This window comes from Flavobacterium bizetiae, from assembly GCF_902804475.1.
In the GTDB taxonomy this organism is placed as follows: domain Bacteria; phylum Bacteroidota; class Bacteroidia; order Flavobacteriales; family Flavobacteriaceae; genus Flavobacterium; species Flavobacterium bizetiae.
Genome location: NZ_CADCSU010000079.1, coordinates 12696 through 25682, shown reverse-complemented (window position 1 = coordinate 25682; position 12987 = coordinate 12696). Strand labels below are relative to the sequence as shown.

Below are 12987 nucleotides of genomic sequence, written 5' to 3'. Positions count from 1 at the left end.
GTGGTTTTAAATTAAAAATGATTTTAAAATGAAGAAAAAACCTGTTTCTATTAGAAATATTGCCGATGAATTGAAGATATCTGTAACTACGGTATCTTTTGTGTTAAATGGTAAGGCAAAAGAAAAACACATTTCTAAAGAACTTACAAAAAAGGTTTTAGATTATGCAAAATTAATTAATTACAGACCCAACCAAATTGCACAAAGCCTTAGAACCGGAAAATCTAAAATCCTGGTTTTTATGGTCGAAGATATTTCGAATAATTTCTTTTCGAAACTGGCCCGAATTTTTGAAGATATTGCATACGAAAAAGGATATAAAGTTATTTTTTGCAGCAACGAAAATGATGATGAAAAATCGAATGAATTGATCAATTTATTTAATTTTCGTCAGGTAGACGGGTTTATTATTGTACCGTCTCCGGGGATAAAAGATACTATTGAAAGTTTGATAAAAGATAATATTCCTGTGGTTTTATTAGACAGGTTTTTTGAAGGATTAGATTGTAATAGTGTTGTTATTGATAATGTTCAGGCGGCTTTTGATGCGACGGAACATTTGATCAAAAATAAGTTTAAAAATATTGGTTTTATTACCACCGCTTCAGATCAGAGTCAGATGATGGGGCGTTTGTCAGGATATGAAAAAGCGGTTGAAGAACATGGTTTGAAACCGCATACACTTCAAATTCCGTTTAACGAAATTATAAAGGGAAGAGGGAAGGAGTATGTTAAGGATTTCTTTGATAAACATACTGATTTAGATGCTGTATTTTATGCCACTAACTATCTTGCACAAAGCGGTTTGGAGGTTTTGAAAGAAAACAATCCGAAATTAATAAAAGAGTTGGGTATCATTGCATTTGATGATAATGATATGTTCAAAATCTACGATCCTTCGATTACATCTGTTGCACAACCTTTGATAGAAATAAGTACTAAATTGATGGAGCTGATGCTGCCTCTTTTAAAGAAAAAAGATGTGAGCGAAACTAGTCATAAAATCGTACTAAAAACAGAGCTGATAGTACGCGAGTCTTCACTCGTGAAGTAAGGCATTTACTACGCTAATTTACAGTAGAATACTATTTAATTTTTAAGAAAATCTGAGCGTCAATAAGCAATTATTGATTCTCAGATTTTTTTTATCTCTTTTACTAAAAAAAGGGGGCTGTAGACCGTAAAAATTGATTTACAGCGATTTTTAAGATCAATAATTTTAACAGTTATTATAACGTTTTCGTTGATTTTAATTGCGTAATATTTAATAATACACCTCAAATAAGCGCATATCTTATAAAATTAACATTAAAATTATATTTAGCAAAAAAAGTTTTTTTTTACTAAAACGTTTTAGTATGTTTGCTATGAATTAATACTTATTGTAGTTCGTTTGGTTTTTTACCGATTAAAATTTCCGGAACATTTTAGTCAACCCAAAACACAGACAAGCTAATTTTTAAATAGTTGAAGTGATTTTAAAATTTCAAAAAAACGCAATCCTTAAAACTTCAGAATTAATTCAATAAAAACTAACTAACCAAAATTTTTCATGATGAAACAATCAAATTGCAGAAAGAAAAAGATGCTGTACATGCATTTTTTTCTCACAATTATTCTCATTTGTGGCGGGTATAACCATGTTACAGCCCAGAATCAAAAAACTCAGGTTACTGGGGTCATCACTTCTCTTTCAGACAAACTTTCTCTTCCGGGAGCTTCGGTTATTGATGTAAGTGATCCCAGAAATGCAGTAAATGCTGATTTTGACGGGCATTACTCGATAACATTAAAAAACGGAACGGGTTCTTTGCGCTTTACAATGATTGGTTACAAACCGATAGAATTAAAGGTGAACAACAGAAGCGTTATTAATGTAGTAATGGACTTAGATGTCTCAGCATTAGATGAAGTAGTTGTAGTAGGTTATGGTACACAAAAGAAAAGAAAAGTTGTAGGTGCCATCGATCAGGTTAATAATGATGCCTTTAAGGACAGACCTAACGTAAACGCAACGCTTGCCCTACAAGGTAAAGCGCCAAGTTTAACGATTCAGCAAACTAACTCTGAGCCAGGTGCAGGCTTAAACCTAAACATTCGCGGGATTAGTACATTAGGAAATAATAGCCCGCTGATAGTTATAGACGGTATAGTAGGTGGAGATATAAATGCTTTGAATCCTGCTGATATCGAAAGTGTATCGGTATTAAAAGATGCGGGTAGTGCTGCGATCTACGGATCGAGAGCCAGTAATGGTGTTGTTCTTATTACGACCAGAAAAGGTAGTAAAGAGAAACCAATGTCGATTCAGTACAGCAGTCTTACAGGATTTAATAATCCTAAATATTTTACGAAGCCGGTACACGGGTACGAAAATGCCATGCTAAGAAATGAAGCTGCATTTAATTCAGGTGAATCAACAGCAGTATTTTCGGCAGCTAAAATTGCTGAGCTAAAAGCAAATGGCGATACAGAATGGTTTGCAGAAGAAATTGTAAAACCGGCGCTTCAGTTAAATCAAAATTTATCTTTTTCGGGCGGAAGTCAAAACTCAACTTATTTAGTATCATTAGGATATCTGGATCAGGAAAGTACATTCGTCGGGCCTAAAAAAGGAATGGAGCGTTACAACTTTAGAATAAATCTTACGAACGAATACGGTAAATTTAAGTTAACATCTACGTTAGCCTATTCAAAACAAAAAATTACAGATCACTCATCAAGCACAGGTACCTTAATGGTAGATGCTTTCAGGGTTCCGTTATATTATACTCAAAAAGATAAAGATGGTAATTACCTGACGAATGATGTTTTACAGCAATTTAATTCATTAGGAATTTTAGAGCAGGGAGGTTTTAGAAAATACGACAATGATGATGTTTTTGGAGCTTTGAATGCTGAATTTAAATTAACAGATGCTTTAAAAGTAAAAGGTGTTTTTGGAGGACGTTTATGGTCCGGAAGTATGTACAGCAGAGTAAAAGAAGTAAAATTTTCGCCTCAGGGAGTTTATGGCGCTGACAGAGATACGAACGATGAAACGAGAAAAAGTCTTGACCTTAATACGCAATTTATGTTAGAGTACACTAAAACTTTTGGTGGTGTTCATAACGTAGGCGGATTGATTGGGGTTTCTAATGAAAATCATTCAGACAGAGGAATTGGTATTTACAAAAAATATACTGATCCGGATTTAGGAACGCCAACCAGCGAAACTGTAATTGGAGAGAACTCTTATAATTCTAATGCAAGTTCATCAAAAAATAGCCTTAATTCTCTTTTTGGCCGTGCTTCGTATGATTTTAAAGATAAATATTTTGCAGAATTTAGTTTTAGATATGACGGATCATCAAAATTTAGAGATGAATTAAGATGGGGATTCTTTCCATCAGGAACTCTTGGTTATGCGTTGACCAAAGAAAATTTCATGGAAAACTATAACGATAAGGTAGGTAACATCAAATTAAGAGCTTCTTATGGTATTTTAGGAAACCAAAACGTAGGTAACTATCAATATCAAACGACTTATTTTACTTTTCAAAACGCTTATGGTTTTAATAATAGTGGGGTAAGTGGTACAGGATATAATTTTGCAAACCCTGATATTCAATGGGAAAAAGCAGCCACTTTTAATGCCGGAATCGATGCCGATTTCTTTAAAGGAGCTTTATCATTTTCATTCGATTATTTCGATAAAGTAACATCAGACATACTTGTACCGCCTCAGGTACCTGGAGTTTTTGGTACAGGATTACCAATGTTTAATGCTGGTAAAGTAGGAAACCGCGGATGGGAAATAAGCGCGACTTACAGACATAAAGGAAAAGTATTAAATCATACTTTGATGGTGAATTTTGGTGATTCTAAAAACAAAGTACTGGATTATGGAGGAAAAGAAAGATTAACTGGTGTAGAAGAGTTACAGGTTATTCTTCGTGAAGGATTGCCTTTTAATTCATATGTTGGTTTAAAGAGAGATGGAATTTTCCAGAACTGGGATGAAATCAAAGGCGCAGCAGTTCCGGAAGGATTAAATGTTCAGCCAGGTGATAACCGTTACGTAGACGTTAATAAAGATGGTAAAATTGATGACAATGACAAGTTTGTTTTTGGAAATCCTTTCCCAAGATATACGTACGGAGCGACTTATAATTTAGATTACAAAAATTTTGATTTAAGCATTTTCATTCAGGGTGTTGGAAAAAGAACCATGATGATTAGAGGTGAGCTTGTAGAGCCATTTCACTACAATTATGGTATGACAATGTACACGCACCAATTGGATTATTGGACGCCTCAAAATCCGGATGCAAGATACCCGAGATTGGCAAACAATGGTACACAATCGAATACAAACAACTTCAGAAGAGGTTCTGATATGTATTTGTATGATGGTGCTTACGCAAGGTTAAAAAATGTGCAAATAGGATATTCATTATCAAATGATGTGGCGCAAAGATTAGGAATGAGCAAATTTCATGTCTACGTTTCAGGACAAAATTTACTTACACTGTCTAAAGTGAAATTTGTTGATCCGGAACTTTCTGAATTCAACAATAGCATGACACCTTCAGGCGCTAACAGCGGAAGAGCTTATCCAACGCAGGTTTATTATGGAATGGGTATCGATATTACCTTTTAAAAAAAATGAAAATGAAAAATATACTTAAACACATAAAATTCATACCAGTGGTACTCTTACTATTGGTAAGCTGTGAAGATCTGGACCTTGCGCCTGAAAATCAATTTACAGATTCTAATTATTGGACAAGTGTAGATAAAGCACAGACTTTTCTGAACACGGCTTATTCGCAAATGCAAACCAGTCAGTATTTCTTTTATAATGAAGCTTTATCTGATAATGCTTTTAACGGAAGAGGGGATAACGCCGGAGCTGCATCGATTGGTGCCGGAATTTATGATCCTTCTTTAGGAAGAATAAAAGACGAATGGAACAACAGATATGCAGGAATTAAAACCTGTAATCTTTTATTAGAAAATATAGACCGTGTTCCTAATGCAGATGCCACTGTAATTGCAAGAATGAAAGCCGAAGCTCGTTTTTTAAGAGCGTTTCAGCATTTTCAGTTAACGACTTGGTTTGGAGATATTCCGTTAATAGCGAAAGATCCTTCTCTTACAGAAGCAACAACAGTAAGCAGAACGTCGCATGCAGAAGTGATCGCTTCTATACTGAGTGAGTTAGACGCTATCATTCCGGCATTACCAAAAAACACACAGCTTGCCACTTCAGACAGAGGAAAGATCACTATGGGAGCTGCAGTAGCTCTAAAAGCAAGAGTTCTTTTGTATGAAGGCAAATGGGATGATGTTGTAAAAACGGTAGAACCATTTATTGCAATGAGTTACGGAACGTATAGTTTGTTTCCGTCTTACGAAGGATTGTTTCAACAACAAAATGAGTACAATAGCGAAGACATCTTAAGTTTACAATATGTACCTCAGTTTAGAATGTGGGGAGAATTTTTTGACATGGCTCCGCTTTCTGCAGGTGCAAGGCTAAATGCTTTGGCTCCAACTCAGGAATTAGTAGACAGTTATTTAATGCTTAACGGAAAAAGAATTAACGAAGCCGGATCAGGATATAACGAAAACGATCCTTATATCAACAGAGATCCAAGACTTACCAATACTGTAGTGTATGATAAATACAACTGGAAAGAAGGAGACGGAAGTTCTCATATTATTTACATCAAACCTGGTACGTCAGTAGGAAACCCAACAGATGAATTTGTACAAGGTTCTTCTTCAACACCTACAGGTTATTATACTCGTAAATATTATGATACACAACACTTAACCTCTTTGCAATCAGGTTTAAATCTAATGTTGTTTCGCTATGCAGATATTTTATTGATGTATGCTGAAGCTAAAAACGAGTTGAACCAAATGACAAGTGCAGTATGGGATCAGACCATTAAACCATTAAGAACCCGTGCAGGTTTTTCAGACACAGCAGCTTTATCTTTTAATAATACTTTAGGACAAACAGGACTTAGAGAAGTAATAAGAAATGAGCGTCGTACAGAATTTGCAATGGAAGGTTTAAGAATCTTTGATATTAGAAGATGGAAAACTGCCGAAGTTGTTTTGAACGGCTATGCGCACGGAGCAAAATTTGGTGTATCATCAGTAGACAATGGTTACTTGAGAGTAAACCTAAGAACTTTTGATCCTGAGAAACATTATTTATGGCCAATACCAAGAGATGAGCGTTTGATTAATACTAATTTATCTCAAAATCCAAACTGGTAAAACTAACTAACAACCTAAAAATAAATAAAATGAAAAATATATATTCAAAATTATTATTAATAGTATGCGCAATTTTTGTTGCAAGTTGTGACAACGACGATACCATGAGTCATACTAATGTAAGTGCTGTTAACGCGCTTTATTCTCCTGCAAATAATAAATTCTATGATCTTGGAGCACAGAGTTCGGCAGTATTTGAATGGGAAGGAGCTAAAGCAGAAGATAACGGAGTAGTATTATACGATGTTGTTTTTGATCGTGCAGATGGAGATTTTTCTAAACCAATTTATGTAAAGCCTTCTGACGGAAACGGATTTCAGAAAACATTAAATCTTTCTTTTACAGAATTAAACAAAATTGCAGGACTGGCAGGTATTGCCTCTGAAACTATCGGAAAATTAAAATGGACAGTGTATTCTTCTAAAGGAGTAAATGTTCAAAAATCGAGTGTTTCAGGTATTATCGAAGTACAAAGACCAGGCGGTTTCCCAACTCCGGATCAGTTGTTTATCACAGGAGCAGGTTCTGAAACAGGAGAAACAGTGGCAGATGCACAGGCTTTCAAGAAAACAGGCGCTACAACATTCGAAATCTATACGAAGTTACAAGCAGGAAGCTATAAATTCATTACAAGAAAAAATGGCACTCCTGAAGTTTTCTATATCAGCGAAGCTAAATTAAAACAAGACGGCGCTACAACTTATGCAGGAGATGCTAAAGTGTATAAAATTAAAGTAGATTTTAGTGATGGTTCTACAACGATGACAGAAATTAAAAAAATCGAACTATGGTTTCCTCCACTTAGCCAATATTTATTCGAATATACTTATGCAGGAAAAGGAATTTGGAAAGCAGATAATAAAACGATTGTTTTTAAACAAGAATCATGGGGTAGAGACGAGCGTTACAAATTTAAATTTACTGTTGTAAATGGTGCTACTACAAGCGAAGAATGGTACGGAAGTACTAACGGAGATAATAACAGACCTGACGCGAATACTCCTGCATCGTTCTGGTATATGGTTCCTGTATCAAGCGATGTTTGGGCAAATAGTTTCAAATTTGCAGGCGCAGTCGATAACAAAAGTGTAAACGCTGTAATCAATTTTAGCGCAAGCGTACCAGCTTACACACACAGTTTCACAGTTCTATAAATAACCCTGACGTCTCTTAAAGGCGATCTTTAAGAGACGTTGTATTAAATGAAATTATATTATGAAAAAATTATTTTCAACACGTTATAGCGTCATGTTGCTTTGCGTAATAGGATTAGGGTTATTGACTACTTCATGTGATGATGATGCAGTTCCGTTGCGAGATCCTAATACCACAACCGGTCCGGAATTTAAATATACCTGGGCACAAACAGTAGATTCTTTACAGCTTTCTACCTATAATAATTATTTGGGAGCTAACGGAACTTTTGTAGAAAACAATACTGGTAACAGTACCTTTCATTATTGGCCAAACGCTCACGTTCTTGATGTTTTGGTAGACGGTTATTTAAGAACCGGCAATGACAATTACAAAGCCAAAATGAAAGCATTGGTTCAGGGAATTAAAGTAAAAAACGGAAACACCTACAATAATGTTTTTAATGATGATATGCTTTGGCTGGCCAATTCATGTCTTCGTGCTTATAAAGCAACAAACGATCAGGAATACAAAGACGTTGCCGATTTTTTATGGGAAAGATTAAAGTTAAGCTGGAGTGATGTTTTTGGCGGGGGAATTACATGGAAACAAGATTCTCCAAGACAAAAAAATGCCGTATCAAACGGTCCAGCCGTAATTCTTGCTATGAGATTGTATGAAATTGATAATGATGCTGATGATCTTGCCTGGGCGAAGAAAATTTATGCATGGCAAAAAAATAATCTGGTAGATCCTGTTTCAGGAGCAGTTTGGGATAATATATCTGAAGTAAACGGAACAGTTACTACAAACAAAGACTGGGTATTTACCTATAATATGGGAACATGGATAGGAGCAGGTTTAAGATTGTACAAAGCCACAAACGAGCAAACATATCTTGATGATGCAGTAAAATCAGGAAGAAACGTTTTAACAAATCCAAAATTAGTTTCAGAAGGGCTTCTTAAAGATGAAGGTCAGGGCGATGGAGGATTATTTAAAGGAATTTTGGTACGTTATTTTACAGAATTAATAGAGCACCCCACTATAAATTCTACAGATAAAGAGAGTTTTTCAAAATTCTTAAAATTTAATGCACAGTCATTTTATAAAAAAGGAATTTTAAGACCTGCAATGCTTTCAGGAAACAACTGGAAAGTAGCTCCTGCAGCAGGTGGAAAAGTAGATTTAACAACTCAATTGAGCGGAGTAATGTTAATAGAAGCAGCAGCCAAGCTGAATAAAGATGGCTTTTTTGATTAATTAATTAGTTTAAGTAGTTTAGTTTAAGTAGTAATTTTTGTAATACCTGAAGGAAATAAACAGCCTTCAGGTTTTATAATGTTTATCAATTCAACAGAAATTGCATGCAAAGAACAAAGATTTAAATACATATTCAATCAAAGTACTTTCCGGAAATTTCAAAAAAAATAAAATATTATAATGAAGAATAAAATCACAATTATACTTTTTCTTTTTGCAAGCCTTGTATCCTTTGCACAATGGAAACCACAAGGAGATAAAATAAAAACAAAATGGGCAGAACAAGTAGATCCCAATCATGTACTTCCGGAATATCCGCGACCAATTATGGAAAGGGATCAATGGAAAAACCTTAATGGTTTATGGAACTACGCAATACAACCGGCAGGACAAACAGCGCCAAAAGGCTACGACGGAAAAATTCTCGTTCCTTTTGCTGTTGAATCAAGCCTTTCGGGCGTAATGAAAAAAGTAGGTTCAGAAAACGAATTATGGTACGAAACCAATTTTACCATCGACAGCAACTGGAAAAACAAAGATATTTTATTACATTTTGGAGCAGTAGACTGGAAAACAGAAGTTTGGATTAATAATGTAAAAATAGGAACACATACTGGCGGATTTACTCCTTTTAGTTTTAATATAACGCCTTACCTAAACGGAAAATCGCAAAAATTAGTCGTAAAAGTATGGGATCCTACGAGCGACGGAACACAGCCAAGAGGAAAACAAGTAAAAAACCCTGAAAGCATCTGGTACACACCGGTAACAGGAATCTGGCAAACCGTTTGGTTAGAACCAGTAAATAAAAAACACATTAATAACCTAAGAACAACTCCGGATATTGATCACAACACCATCAATATTGTACCGGAAATTGAAGGAAGTACTGCAAGCGATATTGTTGAAATCACAGTATCTGATGGTATCAAAACCATTGCAACAGAAAAAGTTGCAGCAGGTCAGTCATTAGACATTGTATTGAATAATCCAAAATTATGGTCGCCGGACACACCATTTTTATATGATATTAAAGTAAAATTAATCAGCGGTGGAAAAGTAACCGACGAAATAAAAAGCTATTTTGCAATGCGTAAAATCTCTTCAAAAAGAGACGATAAAGGAATTGTGAGAATCCAGCTGAACAACAAAGATTGTTTTCAGTTTGGCCCGCTGGATCAGGGATGGTGGCCTGACGGATTGTATACTGCGCCAACAGACGAAGCTTTAAAATACGATCTTGTACGAACAAAAGAATTAGGTTTTAATATGATTCGTAAACACGTAAAAGTAGAACCGGCAAGATGGTACACACATTGCGACAGAATGGGATTTTTGGTATGGCAGGATATGCCAAATGGCGATGACGGCCCAATCTGGCAAATGCACAAATATTTTGAAGGAACAGAATTAAAAAGAACAGCACAATCTGAAGCGACATACAAAAAAGAATGGAGAGAGATTATGGATCATTTGTATTCTTATCCAAGTATCGTAGTTTGGGTTCCATTTAATGAAGCATGGGGACAATTTAAAACAGTTGAAATTACAGAATGGACGAAGAATCATGATCCAAGCAGATTAGTAAATTCGTCAAGCGGAGGAAACCATTTTCAAACAGGAGACATGTTAGACATTCACCATTATCCTGAGCCAAATTTAAAATTGTATGATGCACGCAGAATCACTGTTTTAGGAGAATACGGCGGAATTGGTCTTCCGGTTACAGGACATTTATGGCAAACAGATAAAAACTGGGGGTACACGCAGTTCAAGAACAATGATGAAACGACAGCCAAATACAAAGAGTATGCAGAGCAGCTAAAAACATTATCTAAAGTAGGTTTTTCTGCAGCAGTTTATACCCAGACAACAGATGTCGAAGGCGAAGTAAACGGTTTTATGACCTACGATCGTAAGGTTGATAAAATGAATTTTTCTGAAGTTAGTAAAATAAATAAAGAAGTCATTAACGCTATTAATAATTAAGATTTTGGTAAAAAATAAACATAAAATCGTTTTTAGTTTATTCGCATTGCTTGTATTTGTTCCGATGAATGCACAAAACGCGACAGTTTGCGAATCGAAACTTCCTGTAGATTGGGTAAATCCTTTAGTAGGTACAGATTCTGATTACGGAATCTCAAACGGAAATACGTATCCCGCGATTGCAATGCCATGGGGAATGAATTTCTGGACACCACAAACAGGCAAAATGGGCGATGGATGGGCTTATACCTATAAATCAAACAGAATTAAAGGTTTCAAACAAACACATCAGCCTTCGCCTTGGATGAACGATTATGGTCAGTTTTCGATAATGCCCGTAACTGGTGATTTAAAATTTAAGGAAGAAGAAAGACAAAGCTGGTTTTCTCATAAAGCAGAAACCGTGACGCCTTATTACTACAGTGTTTATTTGGCAGATCATAACGTTACAACTGAAATTACTCCAACAGAAAGAGCTGCAAGATTTCGATTTACATTTCCCGAAACAGACAAAGCCTACATTGTAGTTGATGCTTTTGATAAAGGATCGTATGTGAAAATTATTCCGTCAGAAAGAAAAATTATTGGGTACACGACTAAAAATAGCGGAGGAGTTCCTTTAAACTTCAAGAACTATTTTGTGATCATTTTTGATAAAGATTTTCAGTTGAATTCCACTTTCAACGGAGATGTTTTAGGAAATGCCCTTGAAATGCAGGCAGATCATGCCGGAGCCGTAATTGGTTTTAAAACAAAAGCCGGAGAAAAAGTAAATGCTCAGGTAGCGTCATCATTTATAAGCTATGATCAGGCAGAAAGAAATCTGAAAGAAATAGGAAAAGACAATTTTGATGAGCTTAAAGAAAAAGGAAAAGAGATCTGGAACAAAGAATTAAGCCGCATAAAAGTAGAAGGCGGAACAAATGACCAAATGGGCACATTTTATTCCTCTTTGTACAGATCGCTTCTTTTTCCGAGAAAGTTTTTTGAATTTGGTAAAAATAATAAACCGGTTCATTACAGCCCTTACAACGGAAAAGTTTTACCAGGTTATATGTTTGTAGATACCGGATTCTGGGACACTTTTAGAGCTTTATATCCATTTTTAAATTTAATGTATCCGGAACTGAATGCCCAAATGCAGGAAGGACTTTCGAATGCATTCAATGAAAGCGGATGGTTGCCGGAATGGTCAAGCCCGGGATTACGAGATATTATGGTGGGGAATAATTCAGCCTCAATTGTATCCGAAGCTTACCTGAAAAGCGGAAAAGGAAACAAGTATGATATCGAAAATTTATACAAAGCCGTGATTCATGGTGCCAATAATGCGGGACCACTAAAAGCAGTAGGTCGTGCAGGAGTAGATTCATATAACACTTTAGGTTACGTACCGCACGATGTTGTAAATGAAAGCGCTGCAAGAACTTTAGAATATGCTTACGATGATTTTGCGATTTACCAATTGGCGAAAGCCTTAAACAAACCACAGTCGGAAATTGATTTATACAAAAAGAGAAGTTTAAATTATAAAAACCTTTTTGACCCGAAATATAATTTAATGCATCCTAAAAACAGTGACGGAAAATTCATGGAGCCTTTTGATCCTTTTCAATGGTTTAACGGATTTACCGAAGGAAATAGCTGGCATTATTCATGGTCGGTTTTTCATGACATACAAGGTTTAATTGATTTGATGGGAGGAAATCAGGTATTCATTTCACAATTAGATAAAGTCTTTTCTTCACCGCCAATTTTTGCTACTTCCAATTTTACAGGAGGAGTGATTCACGAAATGAGAGAAATGCAAATTGCCAACATGGGACAATATGCTCACGGAAACCAGCCTATTCAGCACATGATTTATCTGTACAATTATGCCGCAGAACCTTGGAAAGCGCAATATTGGGTAAGAGAAACAATGAACAGAATGTATCATGCAACTCCGGATGGATATTGCGGAGATGAAGATAACGGACAAACTTCGGCCTGGTATGTTTTTTCTTCATTAGGATTTTATCCGGTTACTCCGGCCTCAGACCAATATGTTGTAGGAGCGCCATTGTTTAAAAAAGTAACAATCGAGTTGGAAAACGGAAATAAAGTAGAAATCAATGCGCCGGAAAATAACGATCAAAACAGATATGTGAAAGACCTGAAAGTAAATGGAAAAACATACACCAAAAACTGGTTGAGCCATTCTGAATTAATGAAAGGTGCCACATTAGATTTTGATATGTCGAACACACCAAATCTAAAAAGAGGAACCGCAAAAGAAGATATTCCGTACTCTTTAACAAACGAATAAAAAAGATATTTCCCTAT

General features: G+C 35.6%; 7 protein-coding genes. All 7 read left to right on the top strand.

Annotated elements, in window-relative coordinates; all coding sequences use genetic code 11:
* Nucleotides 1-28 precede the first annotated feature (28 nt).
* The 7 genes from FLACOL7796_RS09470 to FLACOL7796_RS09440 all read left to right on the top strand — a co-directional run bounded on the left by FLACOL7796_RS09470 (nucleotide 29) and on the right by FLACOL7796_RS09440 (nucleotide 12970).
* A complete protein-coding gene (locus FLACOL7796_RS09470; protein ID WP_173970557.1) occupies nucleotides 29-1054 on the top strand; it encodes a LacI family DNA-binding transcriptional regulator in 1026 nt (341 codons plus the stop codon).
* A gap of 540 nt (nucleotides 1055-1594) precedes the next feature.
* Entirely contained in the window at nucleotides 1595-4642 is a 3048-nt protein-coding gene (locus FLACOL7796_RS09465; RefSeq protein WP_197913321.1) for a SusC/RagA family TonB-linked outer membrane protein, read from the top strand.
* A gap of 11 nt (nucleotides 4643-4653) precedes the next feature.
* A complete protein-coding gene (locus tag FLACOL7796_RS09460; protein ID WP_197913320.1) occupies nucleotides 4654-6276 on the top strand; it encodes a RagB/SusD family nutrient uptake outer membrane protein in 1623 nt (540 codons plus the stop codon).
* A 29-nt stretch (nucleotides 6277-6305) separates the two neighbouring features.
* Entirely contained in the window at nucleotides 6306-7430 is a 1125-nt protein-coding gene (locus FLACOL7796_RS09455; RefSeq protein ID WP_173970554.1) for a SusE domain-containing protein, read from the top strand.
* A gap of 61 nt (nucleotides 7431-7491) precedes the next feature.
* The gene (locus FLACOL7796_RS09450) at nucleotides 7492-8673 is read left to right on the top strand and encodes a glycoside hydrolase family 76 protein (RefSeq protein WP_173970553.1); all 1182 of its coding nucleotides are present in this window, start codon (nucleotides 7492-7494) and stop codon (nucleotides 8671-8673) included.
* 180 nt (nucleotides 8674-8853) lie between these two features.
* The gene (locus tag FLACOL7796_RS09445) at nucleotides 8854-10662 is read left to right on the top strand and encodes a glycoside hydrolase family 2 protein (RefSeq protein WP_173970552.1); all 1809 of its coding nucleotides are present in this window, start codon (nucleotides 8854-8856) and stop codon (nucleotides 10660-10662) included.
* 4 nt (nucleotides 10663-10666) lie between these two features.
* Complete coding sequence (locus FLACOL7796_RS09440) at nucleotides 10667-12970, top strand: GH92 family glycosyl hydrolase (RefSeq protein WP_262889160.1); 2304 nt, start codon at nucleotides 10667-10669, stop codon at nucleotides 12968-12970.
* Nucleotides 12971-12987: the final 17 nt, after the last annotated feature.